This window comes from Streptomyces sp. NPDC031365 (assembly GCF_055569765.1).
In genome coordinates this window covers 1-21788 of record NZ_JBVIIM010000041.1, presented here as the reverse complement: position 1 = coordinate 21788, position 21788 = coordinate 1, and the positions used below count along the sequence as shown (strand labels likewise).

Here is a 21788-nt window from a genome sequence, read left to right as displayed (position 1 = left end):
ATCTCAAGTGCGCACGAAGCGATCATCGGCCCGTCACTGGTCAGGCACTTTTGCGGGCAGAGCCGACCAATCAAGATCATTCCTTGCCGGGAGGCGGGCGCGTTGTCGGTGTCAGGTGCGAGGATGCGTGCAGTACTGGCCGTACGTGCGCGTGTGGCGGTGGGGGAAGTCCGCGGCAGGGGGGCCGCGAGACGGCTTCGTCCCCCCGTGTCGCGGGCGCCCGCGCAGAAGGGACCGCTGACGGCGATGCAGATCCGGCTGACCGTCGTAGACCCGCTGGGCCCCTCCTCGCCCGCGCGCGAGCGGGCCACGAACTGCGACGTGCTGGTCACGGCGCCCGCGGGCACGGCTCTGGCCGCGGTCGCCTCCGCGCTGGCCTCGGCGGTCTCCGGCGGTGACGGCACATCCGGCTCCACGGGCGCGCCGGTGCTGTACGCCGGTGACCAGCGTCTCGACGCCCAGCGCTGCACGCTGGGCGAGCCGCCGCTGATCGACGGCGCGGTGCTGGCGGTGGGCGCCCCGGGCGAGCCCGAGCCGCATCCCGAGCTGGACGGGACCCCGACCCGGCTGCATGTCGTCGCCGGCCCCGACGCGGGCGGAGTGCATCTGCTGCACGGCGGCGAGATCCGCATAGGCCGCTCCGCCGACGCCGACGTACCGCTCGACGATCCGGACGTCTCCCGTCTGCACTGCGCGGTGACGGTCGCCGCGGACGGCCGCGTCTCGGTCGCCGACCTCGGCTCCACCAACGGCACCACCCTGGACGGCCACCGCGTGGGCCCCCGCCCGGTCCGGCTGACCCCGGGCGCGCTGCTGCGCATCGGCGAGTCGGCGCTCCGCCTGACACCGGCGGCGGGACCGCGGGCGCGGGCGGCGACGACGCCGGACGGGGAGGGGCACGTACGGGTGCCGGGACCGCGGGCGGGGGAAGGGGCCGGGGACGCGGGGAACGCCGGGGGCTCGGGAGACGCCGGGAACGCGGGAGACGCCGGGGACGCCGGGTTCTCCGGTGGTGCCAGGGCTCCCAGGACCGCGGGCGACGCGGGATTCACCGGGGAGAGCCCGCGCCCACGCGTAGAACCGGAGGCCCCGCCGCGGGGACGCACCCACCACGCCTACGGCTCGGCGAGCGGGGCCGCGGACGACCGTCCTGCCGACGGCCGGGTGTGGGGCGACGGGACTCCCGGGGGCCGGAACCCGGACACCACGACTCCCGGCGGTGGGGCTTCCGACGGAGCCCACGGCAGCCGGACCACGGACGGTACGACTCCCGGCGGGCGGGCCCCGCGCGGTGGAGGTCCCGGCGGCCGTACCTCGGACAGCACACCCCCCGGCGGCGGGGCTTCCGGCGCGTCGGCGTCCGCCGGACGGGCTCACGGCAGCGGGATCGGCGGCGGTCAGACCTCCGACGGGTGGCATCCCGGTGGACGCGCTGCCCACGGGCAGGCTCCTGGCGGGCAGGGCGCGGGTGGAGAAGCCCCGGTGCCGGAACAGGGCGGGGCACCGGATGTCGGGCAACGGGGAGACGGCGCCGGAGGGCGCACCCTGCGGATCGCCGCGCGAGGGGACGTTCCCCGGGTGCCCAAGGGGCGGCGCGTGTCGCAGCCGAGGCCGGTCGCGGGCGGGACGCACGCGGGCCACGGGCCGCTCGACGGAGGGTTCGGAACCGGGCCCGCCGGTGCTGCCGAACCGGGACACCGTGCTTCCGACGCGGCTCATGGCGACGCCTGGGACGAGGCACCCGCCACCGGTCCCGGCCGGACGCCCGGAGGACACCCCGGAGGACACCCCGGCGGTACGATCCGCGACGACCGTCATGACGGGCCTCCTGCCGCCGGCCCTGCCCCCGCGCCCGGTGGGCCCACCGGAAGCGCAACGGGCGACACGCACGACGAGGCCCCAGGATCCGCGCGCTCAGCCGGTGCGGGGCCAGGCGGCCACTCCCGCGGTACCGCACACGACGACGGGCACTACAGCGCGGCTCCCCGCCCCCGCTCCACCCACCCGGTCGGCGGCACGCCCGAGCGACTCCCCAGCGGTACCGGCGGGCCTCCCGCCCCCGAAGGACCCACCGGCAGCACGACAGGCCGCGCACACGGCGGCATCCCCGGCTGGGGCCAAGCGGCCGGTGTCCCAGACGACGGGCGGTACGGCGAGCCGCCCGGCGCGGACGGCGGCCACCGCGCGGGGGCGCCCGGCGCCGGTTCCCCCCGCTCACCGCGCGGAACCGGCGACGGCGTATCCACCGTGTCCGACGCCCCCGGCTCCCGCAAGAGCACCCCTCTCCGCGGCACCGCCCTCCCCCAGCCCTCCAGCGGGCGGAAACGGGGCGGGATCGGGGCCTGGGCACGACGGCTGGCCGGAGGCCGGCAGGAGCGGGAGGCGACGGCGGTCGCGCCGGGTGACCACGCCGCGGAGCCGGGCGGAGGGCCCGCGCCCGGGACGGCCTTCGCCGCCCCCGCACAGCCCGACACCTGGCCGGACCCCGCCACACTGCTGCTGACCGCGCTCGGCCCCGGCCCCCGGCTGTGGGAGCGCGGGCCGGGTCACCCCGAGGCGCTCACGGTGCGGCTCGGCACCACGGACCGCGCCGCGCCGGACGGCTCGGGCCTGCTGCCCGCCGTACCGGTGACGTCGGGCCTGCGCGAGGTGGGCGCCCTGGGACTGGCCGGCCCTCGCGACCGTCTCGCCGGGCTGGCCCGCGCGGTACTGGCCCAGCTCGCCGCGCTGCACTCCCCCGACTCGCTGGAGATCGTCCTGATCGCCGCGGACCACTCGCGTCCCCTGGCGGAGCGCACCGCCGAGTGGTCCTGGCTGGGCTGGCTGCCGCATGTGCGCCCGGCGCACGGCCAGGACTGCCGCCTGCTGCTCGCGCACGACAGCGAACAGGCCGCGGCCCGCACCGACGAGCTGCTGCGCCGCCTGGCGGACCACGACGCCGCGGCCGACCCGGCCGCTCCCCTCATACCGGCCGAGGGCCCGTACACCGTCGTCGTCGTGGACGGCGACCCCGGGGGCGCCGATGTCCGCGAGGCGGCAGCCCGGCTCGCCCTGGACGGTCCACGGGCCGGGATCCATGTCGTATGTCTCGCCGAGACGGCCGCCGCCTCCCCCGCGTCCCCGGTGACCGAGACGTACGAGGCGGCCTGCGCGGTGGCGCCGGTCTTCCGGGAGTGCGGGGCCGTCGCCCTGCTCAGCGGCGACGTGGCGACCGCGTTGCGACTGCTGCGCGTGGCCGGGAGCGGCTCCGGTACACCCCCCGGCCCCGTCGGCCACGGCACCCTCGCCACCGTCGACGCGGTCTCCCCCGCCTGGGCCGAGCGGTTCGCACGGGCACTCGCCCCGCTGCGCACCGACGGCACCGCGGGCGGGCGGCACGCGCGCGTGTCCGCTCCGCTCCCCCGGTCGGCGCGGCTCCTGGACGAGCTGGGCCTGGCCCGGGCCACCCCGGCCTCGCTGATGGCCCGCTGGGCGGACGCGGCCGACGACACCCAGGCGCTCGGCGGACACGTCACCGCCATACTGGGCGCCGGACCGCGCGGCCCGGTCTTCGCCGACCTCGCCGCCGACGGGCCGCATCTGCTGGTCGAGGGACCACCCGGCAGCGGCCGTACGGAACTGCTGCGGGCGGTCGTCGCCTCGCTGGCCGCCGCCGAGCGCCCCGACCGGCTGGGCATCGTGCTGGTCGACGGCAGGGGCGGCCCCACGACGGGCGCCGGGCACGGCGAGGGTCTGCGGGTGTGTACGGACGTACCGCATGTCACCACACACCTGTGCGCCAACGACCCCGTGCGGATGCGGGAGTTCGCCCAGTCCCTGAGCGCCGAACTGAAGCGGCGCGGGGAGCTGCTGGGCCGCTCGGACTTCACGGAGTGGCACACCGGACGCGAGCTGTCGGACCGTATGGTCACCCAGCGCACCGCCGCCTCCCGCGCGGGGGCGGGGACCGAACAGAACGGCGACCTCGACGCCCCGCCCAGTTCGACGCTGCGGCTGCGGCCGGGAGCGGACCGCCGCAAGACGGAGGCCGCGCCACCGCTGCCCCGGCTGGTGGTGGTCGTGGACGACCTGGACACGCTGGTCTCCCCCGCGCTCGGCTCACCGGGGCGGCCCGCCGCCGGATCGGTGATGCGGGCGCTGGAGGCCGTGGCGCGGGACGGCGAGCGGCTCGGCGTGCATCTGGTGACGGCCACCGGACCGTGTGCACGGACGGCGGGGACCGAGCCGGTGCGGCAGGCGACGCTGCGCGTCACCCTCGACGCGCCCGTGCCGGGCGGCGGACCGGACGACCCGGCCCCGGGCCGGGGCCGGCTGGCCCGCCCGGACGGAGGGGAGACGGCGTTCCAGGGCGGCCGGGTGACCGGACGTATCCCGCGGACGGCGACGCTGCGGCCGACGGTCGTCCCCCTGGAATGGCACCGCATGGGCGACCCCCCGGCCCGCCGCCACGTCCGCGAACTCGGCAACGGCCCGACGGACCTGGCCCTGCTCGCCAGCGCGCTGGAACGGGCGGCCCGTCAGGTCTCGGCCGCGGAGGTGCCGTCGCTCCTCTGACCGCCGGGAGGGAGGCCCGTCAGTGGCCTCCCCGGTTCTCCACACAGGGGCCGGTTCCGGGCTGGGGTTCCGCGTACGCGCCGTGTACCTCGGTGGTCAGCTCCTCCTTCGTCACCCTGCCGGACACACAGACGACTCCTGTGTGCACGCTGTAGTACCCGTTGCTGATGTAGACCCCGTGCTCCTCACCGCAACCGAGACGGGCCAGGGCCGCCGCGACCCGCTCCTCGCTGAAGCGGCCGTACTCACCGGCCCCGCCCTCCTCGCGCACCTTCTCCAGCTCCGCGCGGACGAGCTTCGCCGACGCCGCTCCCCAAGCCCGCTTCTCCGGAGTCATCGACGCCTGCGTCCGGTAGGCGTGGTTCTCGGCGTAGTGGGGAGCACCGTCCCGGTTCTGCTCCTGCGGGCTGTCCGTACGGGTGGCGGAGGAAGCGGAGGGGGAGGGGGAGGGCACCACCGTGGGTGCCTCGGCCGGCTCCGCGCACTGCGGCCGGGCGCTGGTGGAAGCCAGGGGGCTGAGGGTGGTGCGGGGGCTCTCGGACAGCGCCGCCGGCCCACCGCTCCGCTGCGTCCCGCACGCCGTCAGGGTGACCACCAGAAGGGCCACTGCGGTGACTGATCGTTTGATGAGCATCTCCAGAGCTTTCCTGCTCTGAGTGAGCATGTCATGAGTCGGGGTACTCACCTGTGCTGACTACTGGTCACGACGCGGTCACGATAACGGACTTGACACGGGACGTGCTCTTGCCACCCCCAGGCGCCGGGCGTAGACCGGAGCGCACGGAAGAGCGCTCGAACGTTCGGCGAAGTACGACGGAGTACGACGGAGTACGAAGAACGGGGCAGTGATGCGCAGGACGAGCAGGATCATCCGGATAGCCAAGTCGCCCGACCACCCCACGACGACCCCCCGCTCCCGCACGGCGCTGAGAGCCGCCGCCGCGCTCGCCGCGGGAGTACTGGCGGTCTCGCTCACCGCCTGCGGGGGCGACGACGACAGCGGTGACAACGACAAGGGCGACGGGACCGGCGACACCGGCACCACCGTCACCCTGCCCAAGCTGGACGGCGAGAGCCTGGAGGTCGCCGCCGTGTGGACCGGCGCCGAACAGGCCAACTTCAAGACGGTTCTCGCGGAGTTCGAGAAGCGCACCGGCGCCAAGGTGACCTTCGTCCCCGCCCAGGACCCGATCATCAACTTCCTCGGTTCGAAGATCGCGGGCGGGGCCCCGCCGGACGTGGCGCTGCTGCCGCAGCCGGGCGCCATCAAGCAGGCCGTGGAGAAGGGCTGGGCCAAACCGCTGGGCGCCGAGGCCACCAAGGAGCTCACCGAGAACTACGCGCAGGCCTGGCAGGACATCGGCAAGGTCGACGGCAAGCAGTACGGCGTCTACTACAAGGCCGCCAACAAGTCGCTGATCTGGTACAACGCCCAGGTCTTCGAGAACGCCGGGGCGGCCGAGCCCAAGACGTGGGACGAACTGCTCACCACCGCACAGACGGTGTACGACTCCGGGGTCACCCCGTTCTCGGTCGGCGGCGCCGACGGCTGGACGCTGACCGACTGGTTCGAGAACGTCTATCTGTCCCAGGCGGGACCGGAGAAGTACGACCAGCTGGCCCAGCACGAGATCAGGTGGACGGACCCGTCCGTCAAGGAGGCCCTGACCACGCTCGCCGAGATCTGGGGCAAGAAGGACTATGTCGCGGGCGGCGCGTCCGGCGCGCTGCAGACGGAGTTCCCGGCGTCCGTGACGCAGACCTTCACCGGCGGCGACCAGCCCAAGGCCGGCATGGTCTACGAGGGCGACTTCGTACAGGTCAACATCGCCGAGACCGAGGCCGAGGTGGGCACGGACGCGAAGGTGTTCCCGTTCCCGGCGGTCGGGGACTCCCCGCCCGTGGTGTCCGGCGGCGACGCGGCGGTGATCCTGAAGGACTCGAAGGCGGCGCAGGCGCTGGCGACCTTCCTCGCCTCCCCGGACGCGGCGGGCATCCAGGCGAAGCTGGGCGGTTACCTCTCGCCGAACAAGAACGTGCCGAACTCCGCGTACCCCAACGAGGTGCAGCAGAAGATGGCCAAGGCACTGATCGACGCCGGTGACGACTTCCGCTTCGACATGTCCGACCAGGCCCCGCAGGCCTTCGGCGGAACGCCCGGCAAGGGCGAGTGGAAGGCGTTGCAGGACTTCCTGAAGAACCCGAAGGACGTCGCGGGGACGCAGGAGCGGCTGGAGGCCGACGCGGCCGCGGCGTACGGGAACTGATCCGGCGATGACGTCGGACACGGCGGCGGGGACCCCGAAGGCGGCCCCCGCCGCTCCCAAGTCGCGCAAGAGCGTCACCGGCACACGGAGAACGGTCGCGGCGCTGTTCCTGCTGCCCGCGCTCGTGCTGCTCGGTGCGCTCGTGGTCTACCCGATCGGGTACTCCGTCGTCCGCAGCTTCTACAACCAGTCCGGCGACGGCTTCGCCGGTTTCGACAACTACCAGGCACTGTTCACCGACGACGGCATCCGCACCGCCCTCAAGAACAACATCATCTGGGTGGTGTTCGCGCCGACGGTCGCGACCGCGCTCGGTCTGGTCTTCGCGGTGCTGACCGAACGGGTGCGCTGGGGAACGGCGTTCAAGCTGGTCGTCTTCATGCCGATGGCGATCTCGATGCTGGCGGCCGGGATCATCTTCCGCCTGGTGTACGACCAGGACCCGGACAAGGGTGTGGCGAACGCGGTGTGGGTCGGGGTGCACGACACCTTCGCCCAGTCCTCGGCGTTCCCCAAGGCACACCCCGGCCGTGAGTCGCCGCTGGAGCCGGCCGGCGGGGGCGCGTTCCTCACCAAGGGCACGGTGAGCACCGGTGACACCGTCACACTGCCGCTGGTCGGTGTCGCCCCGGACCTGATGCCGGACGACGCCGAGCCCGCGGCGGCGGCGAAGCCGGAGGCCGACCGGATCACCGGCACCGCCTGGCAGGACTTCACCCGTGGCAAGGGCGTCGGCACGCTGAACCGGATCGACGCCTCGGAGCTGGGCTATCCGGGGATGCGGATCGAGGCCGTCAAGGACGGCAGGGTGGTGGAGACGGCGAAGGCGGACGACGACGGCACGTTCTCCCTGTCGTCGAAGGCCGACGGGGCACACCTCCGGCTACCGGCGAGCAACTTCGCGGCGCCGTACAACGGGCTCGACTGGCTGGGCCCGTCGCTGGTCACACCGGCCATCATCGGCTCGTACATCTGGATGTGGGCGGGCTTCGCGATGGTGCTGATCGCGGCCGGGCTCGCGGGCATGCCCCGGGAGCTGCTGGAAGCCGCGCGGGTGGACGGCGCGAACGAGTGGCAGGTGTTCAGACGGATCACGGTGCCCCTGCTGGCGCCGGTGCTCGCGGTGGTCACCGTCACTCTGATGATCAATGTGTTGAAGGTGTTCGACCTGGTCTTCATCATCGCCCCGGGCTCCTCCCAGGACGACGCCAACGTTCTCGCGCTGGAGCTGTACCGCCAGGGCTTCTCGGCGGACCAGCCGGGCATCGCCAGCGCCATCGCGGTGTTCCTGCTGCTGCTGGTGATCCCGGTGATGTGGTTCAACGTACGGCGGCTGAGGCGGGAGGTGCGGCGATGAGCGCGGACCCCGGGAGCGTCACCACCAAGGCGGGCGCACCGCCCGTCAGGACGGTCGAGCCCGAGCAGTCGCTCGGCGCGAGGCTCAGCCAGGTGGTGAGCGGCGGCCTGGTGCGTGTGTTCCTGATCGTCGTCGGCCTGTTCTGGCTGGTCCCGACCATCGGGTTGCTGCTGGCCAGTCTGCGCACCCCGCGGGACATGGCCGCCGACGGCTGGTGGACGGTGTTCACCGAGCCCTCACAGCTCACCTTCGGTGCCTACGAGACGCTGCTGAAGAACGACGACATCACCGGCTCGCTGCTGAACACGGTGTACATCACCGTGCCGGCGACCGTGCTGGTGGTGGTGATCGGCTCGCTCGCGGGGTACGCCTTCGCCTGGATGGAGTTCCCCGGCCGCGACTGGTGGTTCCTGGCGGTGGTGGGGCTGCTGGTGGTGCCGGTACAGGTGGCGCTGATTCCGATCGCCGAACTCTTCGGCGGTCTGGGCATCTTCGGATCCCTGACCGGCGTGGTCCTCTTCCACGTCGGTTTCGGTCTGCCGTTCGCGGTGTTCCTGCTGCGGAACTTCTTCGCGGAGATCCCGCGCGAGCTGCTGGAGGCGGCCCGGCTGGACGGCGCGGGCGAACTGCGCCTGTTCGTCCGGGTCGTGATGCCGCTCGCCGGGCCGGCCATCGCCGCGCTCGGCATCTTCCAGTTCCTGTGGGTGTGGAACGACATGCTGGTCGCGCTGATCTTCACCGACTCGGGCAGCCAGCCGATCACGGTCGCCCTGCAGACCCAGGTACGGCAGTTCGGCAACAACATCGACGTACTGGCGCCCGGCGCGTTCATCTCGATGGTGGTCCCGCTGGTCGTGTTCTTCGCGTTCCAGCGGCAGTTCGTTTCCGGCGTGATGGCGGGTGCGGTCAAGTAGCAGACAAGGGCGCCAGGTTGAAGGGGCGGTCCGGTGAGGTCCGCCCCTTCGTGTGACGGGCGTCCCCCGGATGCCGCAGGACGCGTAACCAAGTCGGCCCAGCGGCCGTTGCCGGGCAGAACGCCCGCACCGACCGTTGGATGCCTCTTGCCCAGGTTCAGTGTCATTGTCCCCGCGTACCAGGTTCAGGCGTACCTGCACGAGTGCCTGGAATCGGTGCTGTCCCAGTCGTATCCCGATCTCGAACTGATCGCCGTCGACGACTGCTCGCCGGACGCCTGCGGAGCGGTGATCGACGAGTTCGCGGCCCGGGACCCGCGCGTACGGGTCGTGCACCTTCCGGAGAACACCGGCCTCGGGCGGGCCCGCAACGCCGGGATGGAGCGGGCGACCGGCGACTACCTGGTGTTCCTGGACGGCGACGACACCCTCGCCCCCGACGCGCTGCTCGCCCTCGCCGACCGGCTGAAGGAGACCGGCGAACCGGACGTGCTGGTCTACGACTACGCGCGCACCTACTGGTCGGGCGAGGCCGTCCGCAACCGGGCCGCCGCCGAACTCACCGAGCGGGGCCCGGCGCCGTTCCGGCTCGCCGACCGGCCGGGGCTGCTGAACCTGCTCATGGTGGCCTGGAACAAGGCCTACCGGCGGGCGTTCGTCCAGCGCGCGGGCCTCGCCTTCCCGCCCGGATTCTACGAGGACACCCCCTGGACCTACCCGGCGCTGATGACGGCGGAGTCGATCGCCACGCTCGACCGGGTGTGCGTGCACTACCGGCAGCGGCGGGCCGGCTGCATCCTGCGCACCACCAGTGACCGGCACTTCGACGTCTTCGACCAGTACGACCGGGTCTTCGCGTTCCTCGACGAGCGACCCGGACTGCAGCGGTGGCGCCCGGTGCTGTTCCGCCGCATGGTGGACCACCTGGTGACGGTGTACACCCGGCCGGACCGGCTGCCGCGCGGTTCACGGGCCGCGTTCCTGCACCGGGCCCGGACCCACTACCGGCGCCACCGGACACCCGGCGCACCCGTCCGCGGGCGTACCCGGATCCATCACACGCTGGTCCGTTTCGGTCTGCACCGCACCTACCGGATCCTGAGGCGGACGGCGGCCGTGTACCGCGGGACGGCACGGCTCACCGGGCGGCTGCTGGGCGCCCTGCGCCAAGCCGCCCTGCGCGGGCACTACCGCCTCCAGCGGCTGCTCCCGCTGCGCACCGACCACGCCCTCTTCACCGCCCGCGGGGGCCACGGCGGCGACCCGGGCGCCCTGGAGTCCGCGGTGCGCGAGCTCGCCCCGCACATCCGCACCGCGTGGGCGGCCGGCCCGGAGCACCATCACACCCTCGCTCCCGGCACCCGCCGCCTCGTCCCCGGCACCGCCGCCCACTGGACCGCGCTCGCCCGGTCCGCGTATCTGGTGACCGACACCGAGAGCGGGCCCGGCCTGCTCAAGCGCGAGGGCCAGATCCTCGTCCGGGTCCAGCGGAGCACCCCCCTCGGGTATGCGGGGCTGGATCTCCAGGAGCGACCGGCGGCGGCCCGGGACACCGACTTCACCCGGCTGCTGCGGGATGTCGACCAGTGGGACTACGTCGTCTCCGGCGACCGCCACTCCACCCTGACCTGGGAACGGGTGTTCCCCGGCCGCTACACCACCCTGGAGTACGGCAGACCGCGCACCGACCGGTTCCACTCGGCGACCGGTGCGGACGTCGCCGCGCTGCGGACGTCGCTGGGCATCCCGGGGGGCACGGTGGCGATCCTGTACGCACCGGCCCGCCGTGACTACCTCCGCACCCAGCGCCGGCTGCTCGACCTGGAGCGCGTGGCCCGCCGCCTCGGCCCGGGGTTCGTCGTCCTGGCCCGCGTCCGGCACGGCGCCGACGGGCCGCTCGAGGCGGCCTCCGACCGGGTGATCGACGTCTCCGGGCACCCCGACCCGGTCTCGCTGTGCCTGGCCTCGGACGCCCTGGTCACGGACTTCTGTTCGCTGATGTTCGACTACGGGGTCCTGGACCGGCCGGTGGTCCTGCACGCCGAGGACCGGGAGGCGTACGAGGCGGCCCGGGGCCTCTACTTCGATCCGCGGTCCGTCCCGCCGGGCGCGGTCGTGGGCAGCGAGGACGAGCTGATCGACATCTTCGCCTCCGGCCACTGGCGCGGGGCCCGCTCCGCCCGGCTGCGCGCCGCGTTCCGTGACCGTTTCTGCCCGCACGACGACGGCCGGGCCGCCGAACGGGTCGTACGCCGGATCGTGCTCGGGGAGACCGCCGTCCCTCCGGTCGTCCCCCTGGACGAGCGCCGCCCGGCACCGCCGGCCACCGCCGCGCCCGACGTGCCGTCGCTCGCGTCACTGCCTCCGTGGCGGCCGGCGGGCCTGCTGACCGTCACCGACGGCGGCTGACCGTCGTTTCCCCCTCGGGAGATCCCATGCCCCCCGGCCCGTCGCGGCCCACCCCGGCCCGGCCGCCCACCCGGCGGCCGGCGGGGCGGCCCGGTCGGCGCCCCGCACGCTGAGGCGGCCGGCGCCACACCATCCCCTACGAAAAGAGCAGAATGCCCCGCTTCAGCATCATCGTCCCGTCCCACGGGGTCGCAGGCCGGCTGGGCCAGGCGCTGGACTCGGTCCTCGCCCAGTCCTTCGGTGACTTCGAGCTGATCCCGGTCTGTGACGCCCCAGGGTCCCCGGCGGCCGATGTGGCCGCCCGGCACGCCGAACGGGATTCCCGGGTGGCTCCCGTGCACGCGCCGCCCTCGAAAGGACTGGCGGGGGCGCGCAACGCGGGGATGCGGGCGGCGACCGGGACGTATCTGCTCTTCCTCGACGGCGACGACGTCCTGGTCCCGGGCGCGCTGGCCGCCCTGGACGCACGGCTGGCGGAGACGGGCCGGGTGGACGTGCTGCACTTCGAACACGAGCGGGTCCCCTGGTGGGAGGGCGAGTCCACCAACCCTGCCGCCCCTCTCCTGGCGAACACCCCGGACGACGCCTTCGCCCCGGAGCGCGCTCCGCAGCTCACCGGCGTGCGCCTCCCGGCGTGGAGCGCGGCCTGGCGCCGCGCCTTCGCCGCCGAGCAGTGCCTGGTGTTCCCGGTGGGCCACTTCACCGACATCGGCTGGGGCGGGCTCGCGATGCTGGGTGCCGAGCGTGTGGCGGTGCTCCGCGCGGTGGTCGTACGGCATCTGGTGCGCCGGCAGGGCAACCGGCTGAACCTGCCCGGGGAGCATCACGCCGATCTGCTGGACCAGGCCGGGCTGGTGCTCGGCCGGGCGGCCGACCTGGAGGTGCCCGCCGACCGGTCGGGACCGTTGTTCGAGCAGTTGTTCGCGGCCGTGCTGAAGACGGCCGCGCACCCCCGGCGGCTCCCGTCGGGCCGCCGCGCGTTCTTCCGCCGCGCGAGCGCCCTGTACCGCCGTCACCGCCCCGCCGGATACCGTCCCCCGGGCGGCAGCGTGGGGGTGCAGCACCGACTGCTGGCGGCCGGCTCCTACCCGGCCTTCGCCGCCCTGCGCGGCTCGCGTCGCGCGGTGGTCCGGGCGGCGTCGAGGGTGCCCCGGGGCCTGCGCACCCGGCTGCTGTACCGGATGCACCTGCGCCGCCCGCTGGATCCGGACCTCGTCGTGTACTGCGCGTACTGGGGCCGCGGTTACGCCTGCAACCCGGCCGCGATCCACGCCAGGGCCCGCGAACTCGCCCCGCACCTCCGTTCGGTGTTCCTGGTGGAGGCCGGACAGGCGCACACCGTGCCGGACGGCGTCGAGTACGCGGTCATCGGCAGCCACCGCTACTGGGAGGTGCTGGCCCGCGCGACGTACCTGGTCAACAACGCCAACTTCGCGGAGGGCGTCGTCAAACGCCCCGGCAGTGTCCACCTCCAGACGCAGCACGGCACGCCGCTGAAGACCATGGGCGTCGACCAGTCGGCGTTCCCGGTGGTGGCCGCCGCCACCGGCAGCTTCACCAAGCTGCTCGGCCGGGTGGACCGCTGGGACTACAACCTCTCCTCCAACCCCCACTCCACGCGCGTGTGGGAGCGCGCCTTCCCCGGCTCCTACGAGCATCTGGAGTACGGCTATCCGCGCAACGACGTGTATCTGACGGCCGGCGCCGACGACGTGGCCCGGATCCGCTCGGAGCTGGGCGTCCCGGAGGGCGCCACCGCCGTGCTGTACGCCCCCACCCACCGCGACCACCACACCGGCTTCGAGCCCGGACTCGACCTGGAGGCGTTCTGCGAGGCGGCCGGCGAGAACGTCGTGGTCCTGCTGCGGGCCCACTACTTCTACGACCTGGGCGGGCACGGGAACAGCGGCCGGGTCGGCCGGGTCAGCCGGGTCATTGACGTCTCCGCGCACCGCTCCTCGGAGGACGTCTGCCTGGCCGCCGACGCCCTGATCACCGACTACTCGTCGATCATGTTCGACTACGCCAATCTGGACCGCCCGATCGTCGTGTACGCCGACGACTGGGACGTCTACCGGGAGACGCGGGGCGTCTGCTTCGACCTGATGGACGGGCCGCCGGGGCCGGTGACCCGTACCCCCGACGAGCTGGCCCGGGTGTTCCGCGACGGCTCGTACGCGGGCGCCGAGTCGGCCGCGCTGCGGACCCGTTTCCGGGAGCGGTTCTGCGTGTTCGACGACGGGCGGGCCGCCGAACGGGTCGTACGCCGGGTGCTGCTCGGTGAGCCTCCCGAGGCCCTGCCGCCCCTGATCCCGCTCGCGGAGCGAGTCCCCGCTCCCGCTGCCGCCACCCCGGTGAGGAGCTGACGTGCCCCGTTTCAGCGTCATCGTCCCCGTCCACAAGGTGCAGGGGTATCTGCACGCCTGTCTCGACTCGGTGCTCGAGCAGTCGTACCGCGACATCGAGGTGATCGCGGTCGACGACCGCTCCCCCGACGGCTGCGGCGCGATCCTCGACGCGTACGCGGCCCGCGACGAACGGGTCCGGGTCCTGCATCTGCCGGAGAACGTGGGCCTCGGGCAGGCTCGCAACGCCGGGATGCCGCTCGCGTCGGGCGACTACCTGTTCTTCCTGGACAGCGACGACACCCTCACCCCGGGCGCGCTGCGCGCACTGGCCGACCGGCTCGACGAGACCGGCGACCCGGACGTGCTGGTCTTCGACTACGCCCGCACCTACTGGTGGGGCGGCACGCGCCGCAACGTCCTGGCCCATGTCCTGGCGGAGAACGCCGGCGGCACCTTCACCGCCGCCGAACGGCCGGAGATCCTCGACCTGCTGATGGTGGTGTGGAACAAGGTCTACCGGCGCGAGTTCGTCGAACGGGAGGGCTTCGTCTTCCCGCCCGGCTACTACGAGGACACGCCCTGGACGTTCCCGGTGCTGCTCAGCGCGGAGCGCGTCGCGACCCTGGACCGGATCTGCGTGTACTACCGGCAGCGCCGCCGGGGCAACATCCTGTCCACCACCAGCCGCAAGCACTTCGACGTCCACGAGCAGTACGCGCGGGTGTTCCGGTTCGTCGACGCCCGTCCGGCGCTGGCGCACTGGCGGCCGTTCCTGCACGCCAAGATGGGCGAGCACTGTCTCGACATCCTCTCCAAGCCGGACCGGCTGCCCCCGTCCGACAGGGGCGAGTTCTTCCGCCGTACGGCCGAGATGTTCCGCGCGCACCGGCCGGAGGGCGCCCGGGTCCCCGCCGAGCTGCGAGTGCTGGAGGGCGGCTACGCCGGCTACGTGCTGCGGCGGCAGGCCGGACGGGCGGGCCGGGAGCTGGGCCGGCGGGCCGGGCAGGCGCGTACCGCGACCGTGGCGCGGGCCGCGCGGGCCCGGTCCGCGCTGCGCCGCCCGCTGGACCCGGAACTCGCCGTGTACTCGGCGTTCTCGCACCGGGGCGTGCTCGGCGACCCGGCGGCGATCCACCGCGCGGCGCGCGAGTTCGCCCCCCACGTCCGGGGCGTATGGGTGCTGGCCGACGAGGAGCAGGCGGCCGGGCTGCCGCCGGACACCGCCTACGTGCTGCTGGACTCGCCCGGCTACCGCAGGGTGACCGAACGGGCGACGTACTTCGTCAACAACGTCAACTGGTCGGGGTCGCTGGTGAAGCGCCCGGGGAGCGTGCACATCCACACCCACCAGGGCACCCCGCTGAAGTTCATGGGCGCCGACCTGCTGGGCAAGCCCGGCGCCCGGCACGGCTTCGACGTGCCGCAGATGCTGCGCCGGGCGGACCGCTGGGACCACAGCCTGGTCGCCAACCGGCACTCCGAGCTGGTGTGGGAGCGGGCCTTCCCCTGCCACTTCGCCTCCCTGCGCAGCGGCAGCCCCCGCAACGACGTCCTGGTCGGCGCGGGACCGGACAGCGGCCGTGAGGTCCGCGCGCGGCTCGGGATCCCGGAGGGCGACACGGTGGTGCTGTACGCGCCGACCCGGCGCGACTACCGCAGGGACGGGCTGGTGGAGCGGATCGACCTGGCCCGGTTCGCCGCCGACCTGGGCGAGGGCCGCACCCTCGTGGTCCGGCTGCACCCCTCGCTCGCCGACGGGCCGGCGCGCGGGCTGGGCCTCGCGGAGCTGCACCGGCGGGGCGTGCTCGTCGACGCCACGGACGAGCCGGAGGTGCGGGACGTGCTGCTCGCCTCCGACGTCCTGGTCACCGACTACTCGGCCCTGATGTTCGACTACGCCAACCTGGACCGGCCGATCGTGATCCATGCCGACGACTGGGACGCCTACCGGGCGAGCCGCGGCGCCTACATCGACATCACCGCCGAGGCGCCGGGCCACGTGTCGCGCTCCTACCGGGAGCTGGCGTGGCTGTTCGACTCCGGCACCTGGCGGGACGCGGAGGCGGCGCGGCTGCGGACCGTCTTCCGGGAGCGGTACTGCGAGTTCGACGACGGCCGGGCCGCCGAGCGGGTGGTGCGGGTGCTGATGCTGGGCGAGCCGATGCCGGAAGGGTCCCCGGGCACCACCCGGGTGCCCGCCCAGGCCGCGGGCCGCGGCCGGCTGACTCCGTCGTGAGGCCGCGCACCTGGGTACTGCTCCTGGCCGCGGTCTTCGCGGTGCTGCAACTCGCGAACGTCTCCGGCCGGGACACCCCCGACAGCAAGAACTACCTGTCGTACGCCCTGAGCCTGAGCGGCGTCGGCAAGCGGGAGGCGGCGGCCGCCACCATCGACCACTACTGCGCGGGCCGGGCGTCGATGGCGCACCGCGGGCAGAACGTCGACGTGGTGCGCTTCCACGCCCCGGACCCCGCCCCGCGGGTCCTTCAGGAGTGCCGGGAGCAGGAGTGGCGGGCGGTCGAGGCGTCGCTGGCGGCCGGACGGACCGGCGGGCACACCGTGCCGTTCATGCCGGAGCGGTTCATGCGGATCTTCGAGGTGCGTCCCGGCTATCCGGTGTTCCTGGTGCCGTTCGTCAGTCTGTTCGGCGCGACGTGGGGGCTGTGGGCGGCGGGCGTGGTGATCACCTGCGCGGGCGGGGTGCTGGCCTTCCTGGTCCTGCGGGCGCTGTCGGTTCCGGTGCCGCTCGCGCTCACCGGGCAGGCGCTGTTCTGCGTCCTGCCGTGCGGGACGACGGCGATGCGCCCGATGACCGAAGGGCTGCTGCTGGCCCTCACCCTGGCCGCGCTGTGGGGCTGCGCGCTGGTGCTGGAGGGACGCCGGACGCGGGCGGGCACGGCGCTCGTGTGCGCCGCGCTGCTCGGGCTGTTCACCGTGAAGCACTCGCAGGCGCTGTTCCTCGGGCTGTGCCTGACGGGCGCGGGCGCGGCGGTCGCCTTACGGCGACGGTGGCGGGGGCTGCCTCCGGGGCGCGGGCCGGCGGCGCTCGCCGGGGCGGGGTGCGCGGGGGCGCTGGGTACGGTGCTGCTGGCCCGGCTGCTGCACTTTCCGTCGGTGTCGGAGAGCGTGCAGGACCTGCTGACCGATCACTTCTCCCGCCCCGACCGGGAGCGTCCCTGGGCGGAGTTCTTCCAGCTCCAGGGGAACTTCTGGATGGAGTGGCTGCGGCGACAGCTGTGGGAACCGCTGTTCGTGGCGGCTCTCGCGGCCGGCGTGGCGGGTGCCCTGCGGCGGCCGTCGTTCGGTGCCTTCGTGGTCGCCGCGGCCTGTACGGGGTTCCTCAACCAGGCCGGGCATCCGGACATCAACATCTGGGGCGAGCGACTGATCACGCTGGCCTGGCTGCTGCCGGTACTGGGCGTGCCGCTGCTGCTGGAGCCGGTGGTGCGGCGGATCGCGGTACCCGCGCAGGGGGCGCCGATGGAGCCGGTGCACTGACCACCGCGGTCACTCGAAGAGGTGACATGAGGTCAAGCCTCCGACGTCTACGGGAACATACGCCAGATGCCTGAAATGTCCTCATTCCTCGTCACTCGATGAGCGCCGGGGTCCTCGTACGGCGTTCCGTGAGCGGTGCCACGGCGCTGCGCGGCGGCGGAGCCTGGCGCCCCACGCCGTACCAGCTCTTCGGTTTCCTCTTCTGGCTGGTGATGTCACTGGCGTACTGGGCGGTGCCGCTGTGCTGCGACGCCGGGCAGCACGCGGCGGTCGTCGAGCGCCTCAAGGACGATCTGCTGCACCCCCGGCATCCGATGGCGGACCTGCCGGGGGCGGGCAGCCCCTACTACTCGCCGTTCGCCCTGGCACAGGGTGTGGCCGCCCGGCTGACCGGTCTTGGCGGCTGGGAGGTGCTCAGGCTCACCGGACCGCTGAATCTGCTCGTGCTGCTCACCGGGATCGGCCGTTTCGTGCGGGTGCTGACCCCGCGTCCTTGGGCGCCGGTGCTGGCGCTCACCGCGATGACGCTGCTGTGGGGGGTGGAGCGGGCCTGGTGGAGCGGCTATCTGAACCTGATGTCGATGACGGGCAACCTGCCCTACCCGTCGGCGTTCGCGATCGGGCTCGCCTTCTGGGCCTGGGCACTGACGGGGGCGCTGGCCAGGGACGCGGGGGCCGTGCGGTACGTGGGGCCGGGCGGGCTGCGTCCGCTGTCGGGGTACGCGGCGCTGGGCGCGCTGTACGGGCTGATCCTGCTCGTACACCCGATCACGGCGGTCGCGGCGGCGCTGGGTGCGGTGACGCTGGTCGCCGGGTGGCAGCGCGGGTGGTCGGCGGCGGTCGTCGCACGGTGGGGGCTGACGGGTGCGGTGGCGCTGCTGGTGGCCGCCTGCTGGCCGTACTTCGACGTCTTCGCGCTGGCCGGGGACGACAGCGTGGACGCGATGCACCGGCGGCTGTACCGGGACCTCGCCGGCCAGTTCGGGCTGGCGCTGCTCGGGCTGCCTGTGCTGTGGCTGCGGGCGCGGCGCACCTCGTGGCGCGACCCGCTGGTGCTGATGTTCGCAGCGGACTGCCTGATGGTGGCGTACGGCTGGGTCAGCGGCCACTACACCTACGGCAGGGTGCTGGGGCTCACGCTGGTGCCGTTGCAGTGCGCGCTCGCGGTGGAGCTGGCGTCGCCCCGGCCGTGGCCGGTGTGGCGGAGGCTGCTGGGCGGGGCCACGGCCGTGGCGGCCTGTGCCGCGTTCCTGACCGTCCACGCCGGGGCGGTGGTGCCGCCCGCGGTGGATCCGGTCGGCTTCGAACGGCCGCCCGACTGGCCGGCGTACGACTGGGCCGCGCGGTACATCGGGCCGGGCGAGGTGGTGATCACCGACGGCTATCACGCCGTCCACGCGATCGCCGGATACGGGCCGAACCTCGCGGCGCCCGCCTGGCCGGACGCCGCGCTGGACGAACGGGAGCGGCTGCGACGGGCGGATGATGTGCGCGCGTACCTGGATCCCCGTTCGACCCGCGCCGAGCGGGCCGGGGTCGTCCGCCGGTACCACGCGCGCTGGCTGCTGCTGACACCCTGGCAGCGGGTGCCCGAGGAGGCAGTGGTGGTGGCGTGGAGCCGGCGGACGGGGGAGGTGCTGGCGCGGGTCGGACCGTGAGCGGCGGGACTACTCGACGACGAGGTCCACGGGGATGTTGCCGCGGGTGGCGTGGGAGTAGGGGCAGACCTGGTGGGCCTGCTCGACCAGCTTGCGGCCGGTCGCCTCGTCCAGGCCGTCGGGCAGCTCGACGCGCAGCGTCACCGCGAGCGCGAAGCCCTCGCCCTGCTTGCCGAGGACGACCTCGGCGGTCACGGCGGCCTCGCTGACGTCGACCTTCGCCGCCCGGCCGACCACGCCGAGGGCGCTGCCGAAGCAGGCCGCGTACCCGGCGGCGAACAGCTGCTCGGGGTTCGTGCCCTCACCGTTGCCGCCCAGCTCCACGGGGGCGCTCAGGCCGAGGTCCAGCTTGCCGTCGGAGGTGACGGCGCGGCCCTCGCGGCCGTGGGTGGCGGTGGCGACGGCGGTGTAGAGCGCGTCCATGGGGAGGCCCCTCTCGAGTGGTGACTGGGCCGGGTCCCCGAAGGGCTCCGGCCGCCCGACGACCACAAGTAGAGCACGCAATTGAATTGCACGCAACCAAATGGCCCCCGAGAGCTACCCTGGACCCATGACAGCCACTCCGAGCCCACCCGCGACACCCCCGCTGCCGGGCGCCGCGGACGACTGGCTCCGCCTCGACCAGCAGATCTGCTTCAGCCTGCACGCCGCCTCCCGCGCCTTCAACGGCGTCTACCGGGTGGTGCTCAAGGATCTCGGCCTCACCTATCCGCAGTACCTGGTCATGCTGGTGCTGTGGGAGCACGGCACGCTGCCCGTGAAGAAGCTCGGCGAGCATCTGCGACTGGACTCCGGCACCCTGTCCCCGCTGCTCAAACGACTGGAGACGGCCGGCCTGGTGCGCCGGGAACGCAGTGCGCGCGACGAGCGGTCGGTGGAGGTGCGGCCCACCGAGGAGGGCACCGCGCTGCGACAGCGGGCCGTGGAGGTGCCGCGCCGGATCCTCGCCGCGACCGGCTTCGAGAGCGACGAGATCCACTCCCTGAGCGCCCGCCTCCACGAGCTGACCACGGCACTGGACAAGGCGGCGGCCGAGGGCGCGTGAAGATCCCGCACGCCTTCCACAACTTACGATGCCGTAGGTTACGATGCCGTAGCTTACGGGACCGTAAGTTTGGGATACGCCGGCTCGGGCGCGGGCTCGCCCCGGTCCGGCCGTCAGGTTTGCGAGGACCGCATGAACGAACCCCGGACGGCGGCCAGTCCGCCGTGGCTGATCCAAGGCGGGATGGGTGTGGGGGTGTCCGGCTGGCGGCTCGCCCGGGCCGTCGCGCGCACCGGGCAGCTGGGGGTCGTCTCCGGCACCGCTCTCGACACCCTGCTGATCCGGATGCTGCAGAACGGCGACCCGGGCGGTCACCTCAGGCGGGCGCTGGCCGCCTTCCCCGTACCGGAACTCGCCGAGGAGCTGCGGGAGCGCTACTTCGTCGAGGGCGGTATCGGCCCCGGCGAACGCTTCGCGGCCACCCCCATGATGACGGTCGACGAGACGTGCCCCTCCCGGCCGCTGACCGTGGTCGCCAACTTCTGCGAGGTCTGGCTCGCCAAGGAGGGCCACGACGGACCGGTCGGCGTCAACTACCTGGAGAAGGTCCAGCTCGCCACCCTGCCGGCCATGTTCGGCGCGATCCTGGCGGGCGTCGACTACGTCCTGGTCGGCGCCGGTATCCCCGCGCAGATTCCCGGGATCGCCGCCGGACTCGCCCGGTCGGAGCCGGTCACCGTACGGGTGGACGTGGCGGGCGACGAGCAGCCCTTCGAGCTGCGCTTCGATCCGGCCTCGGTGCTGCGCGGAGCGCGGCCGGGCCACGCCGACGGCCTGCGCCGCCCCCGCGTCCTGGCCATCGTCTCGCTGCCGGCGCTGGCCGCGTATCTGAACCGCGATGAGGAGACCCGGCCCGACGGATTCGTCGTCGAGGGCCCCCGCGCGGGCGGCCACAGCGCCCCGCCGCGCGGACCGCTGAGCCTGGACGAGGACGGCGACCCCGTCTACGGCCCCAGGGACACCCCCGACTTCGCGAAGATGGCCCGCCTCGGACTGCCGTTCTGGATCGCCGGCGGCCAGTGCGGACCGCGACAGCTGCGCGAGGCCAGGGCGGCGGGGGCCGCCGGCGTCCAGCTCGGCAGCGTGTTCGCGCTCTGCGAGGAGTCCGGCATGGACGCCGGACTGCGGCGGCAGCTGATCGAGCGCGAGCTGGCCGGCGGACTGCGGGTGCGCAACGACCCGGCGGCCTCCCCGACCAGCTTCCCGTTCAAGGTCGCCGACCTGCCCGGCACCCTGGCAGACCCCGACGTGAGCGCCGCGCGCGCCCGCGTCTGCGACCTCGGCTATCTGCGGACGCCCTACCGCACCCCCCAGGGCGCCATCGGCTACCGCTGTCCCGCGGAGCCGCAGAAGGCGTACGTCCGCAAGGGCGGGGACCTCGAGCGGACCGAGGGGCGGCACTGCCTGTGCAACGGGCTGGTGTCCGCCGTCGGCCTCGGGCAGCGCCGGCCGCGCGGTGTGGTGGAGCCGCCCGTCGTCACCATCGGCCAGGACCTGGAATTCCTGCGGGATCTCTCCCCCGACGGAGCCCCGTACGGTGCCGAAGCGGTGGTGCGGTGGCTGCGTGCGGGAGTGAGCGAGGCAACGGCCGCACACGCGTGAACAACTGTCCGGTCCCGGGGGGGGGGGGGGGGGGGGGGGGGGGGGGGGGGGGGGGGGGGGGGGGGGGGGGGGGGGGGGGGGGGGGGGGGAGGGAAGGAGGAGGGGAGGGGGGGAGGCGGGCGAGGGGGGCGCAGGA

Annotated in this window: 13 protein-coding genes; 11 read left to right on the top strand and 2 right to left on the bottom strand. The window is 73.8% G+C overall.

The genetic code is table 11. The features are described from left to right. The first annotated feature begins 246 nt into the window (after positions 1–246). Complete coding sequence (locus tag ACZ5C2_RS35630) at positions 247–4554, top strand: FHA domain-containing protein (RefSeq protein ID WP_468800705.1); 4308 nt, start codon at positions 247–249, stop codon at positions 4552–4554. Between the two features lie 19 nt (positions 4555–4573). Here ACZ5C2_RS35630 and ACZ5C2_RS35625 read toward each other — a convergent pair whose 3' ends face one another. Next, positions 4574–5218: a hypothetical protein gene (locus ACZ5C2_RS35625; protein WP_468800656.1), complete on the bottom strand. Its 645-nt coding sequence runs from the start codon at positions 5216–5218 to the stop codon at positions 4574–4576. A 184-nt stretch (positions 5219–5402) separates the two neighbouring features. Between ACZ5C2_RS35625 and ACZ5C2_RS35620 the strand changes: the two genes are divergently transcribed. The 8 genes from ACZ5C2_RS35620 (at position 5403) to ACZ5C2_RS35585 (ending at position 19005) form a co-directional block, all read left to right on the top strand. Further along, positions 5403–6821, top strand: coding sequence for an ABC transporter substrate-binding protein (locus ACZ5C2_RS35620; protein WP_468800654.1), 1419 nt, complete (start codon positions 5403–5405; stop codon positions 6819–6821). Positions 6822–6828: 7 nt separating this feature from the next. Then, positions 6829–8178, top strand: coding sequence for a carbohydrate ABC transporter permease (locus ACZ5C2_RS35615; RefSeq protein WP_468800651.1), 1350 nt, complete (start codon positions 6829–6831; stop codon positions 8176–8178). Then, positions 8175–9092: a carbohydrate ABC transporter permease gene (locus tag ACZ5C2_RS35610; protein ID WP_468800648.1), complete on the top strand. Its 918-nt coding sequence runs from the start codon at positions 8175–8177 to the stop codon at positions 9090–9092. The genes ACZ5C2_RS35615 and ACZ5C2_RS35610 overlap by 4 nt, the downstream gene beginning before the upstream one ends. Before the next feature lie 147 nt (positions 9093–9239). Beyond that, positions 9240–11501 carry a bifunctional glycosyltransferase/CDP-glycerol:glycerophosphate glycerophosphotransferase gene (locus tag ACZ5C2_RS35605; protein WP_468800646.1) on the top strand — a complete coding sequence of 754 codons (2262 nt, stop codon included), beginning with the start codon at positions 9240–9242 and terminating at the stop codon, positions 11499–11501. 152 nt (positions 11502–11653) lie between these two features. After that, positions 11654–13867, top strand: a complete 2214-nt coding sequence (locus ACZ5C2_RS35600; RefSeq protein ID WP_468800643.1) for a bifunctional glycosyltransferase/CDP-glycerol:glycerophosphate glycerophosphotransferase — start codon at positions 11654–11656, stop codon at positions 13865–13867. Between the two features lies 1 nt (position 13868). Beyond that, positions 13869–16085, top strand: a complete 2217-nt coding sequence (locus ACZ5C2_RS35595) for a bifunctional glycosyltransferase/CDP-glycerol:glycerophosphate glycerophosphotransferase (RefSeq protein ID WP_468800641.1) — start codon at positions 13869–13871, stop codon at positions 16083–16085. Beyond that, positions 16082–17347 carry a hypothetical protein gene (locus ACZ5C2_RS35590; RefSeq protein ID WP_468800638.1) on the top strand — a complete coding sequence of 422 codons (1266 nt, stop codon included), beginning with the start codon at positions 16082–16084 and terminating at the stop codon, positions 17345–17347. The genes ACZ5C2_RS35595 and ACZ5C2_RS35590 overlap by 4 nt, the downstream gene beginning before the upstream one ends. 98 nt (positions 17348–17445) lie before the next feature. After that, positions 17446–19005, top strand: coding sequence for a hypothetical protein (locus ACZ5C2_RS35585; protein WP_468800635.1), 1560 nt, complete (start codon positions 17446–17448; stop codon positions 19003–19005). Between the two features lie 9 nt (positions 19006–19014). On the opposite strand, the gene ACZ5C2_RS35580 is transcribed toward ACZ5C2_RS35585, so the two are convergent. Next, entirely contained in the window at positions 19015–19428 is a 414-nt protein-coding gene (locus tag ACZ5C2_RS35580) for an organic hydroperoxide resistance protein (protein ID WP_468800633.1), read from the bottom strand. A gap of 127 nt (positions 19429–19555) precedes the next feature. On the opposite strand from ACZ5C2_RS35580, the gene ACZ5C2_RS35575 reads away from it, so the two are divergent. Together ACZ5C2_RS35575 and ACZ5C2_RS35570 are read left to right on the top strand one after the other, a co-directional pair. Further along, positions 19556–20050: a MarR family winged helix-turn-helix transcriptional regulator gene (locus ACZ5C2_RS35575; RefSeq protein ID WP_468800631.1), complete on the top strand. Its 495-nt coding sequence runs from the start codon at positions 19556–19558 to the stop codon at positions 20048–20050. 132 nt (positions 20051–20182) lie between these two features. After that, positions 20183–21652, top strand: a complete 1470-nt coding sequence (locus ACZ5C2_RS35570) for a nitronate monooxygenase (protein ID WP_468800629.1) — start codon at positions 20183–20185, stop codon at positions 21650–21652. Positions 21653–21788: the final 136 nt, after the last annotated feature.

Coding starts and splice junctions, on each gene's coding strand:
- ACZ5C2_RS35630 (WP_468800705.1), top strand. CDS start 247: ATGCAGATCCGGCTGACCGTCGTAGACCCGCTGGGCCCCTCCTCGCCC.
- ACZ5C2_RS35625 (WP_468800656.1), bottom strand. CDS start 5,218: ATGCTCACTCAGAGCAGGAAAGCTCTGGAGATGCTCATCAAACGATCA.
- ACZ5C2_RS35620 (WP_468800654.1), top strand. CDS start 5,403: ATGCGCAGGACGAGCAGGATCATCCGGATAGCCAAGTCGCCCGACCAC.
- ACZ5C2_RS35615 (WP_468800651.1), top strand. CDS start 6,829: ATGACGTCGGACACGGCGGCGGGGACCCCGAAGGCGGCCCCCGCCGCT.
- ACZ5C2_RS35610 (WP_468800648.1), top strand. CDS start 8,175: ATGAGCGCGGACCCCGGGAGCGTCACCACCAAGGCGGGCGCACCGCCC.
- ACZ5C2_RS35600 (WP_468800643.1), top strand. CDS start 11,654: ATGCCCCGCTTCAGCATCATCGTCCCGTCCCACGGGGTCGCAGGCCGG.
- ACZ5C2_RS35585 (WP_468800635.1), top strand. CDS start 17,446: ATGAGCGCCGGGGTCCTCGTACGGCGTTCCGTGAGCGGTGCCACGGCG.
- ACZ5C2_RS35580 (WP_468800633.1), bottom strand. CDS start 19,428: ATGGACGCGCTCTACACCGCCGTCGCCACCGCCACCCACGGCCGCGAG.
- ACZ5C2_RS35575 (WP_468800631.1), top strand. CDS start 19,556: ATGACAGCCACTCCGAGCCCACCCGCGACACCCCCGCTGCCGGGCGCC.
- ACZ5C2_RS35570 (WP_468800629.1), top strand. CDS start 20,183: ATGAACGAACCCCGGACGGCGGCCAGTCCGCCGTGGCTGATCCAAGGC.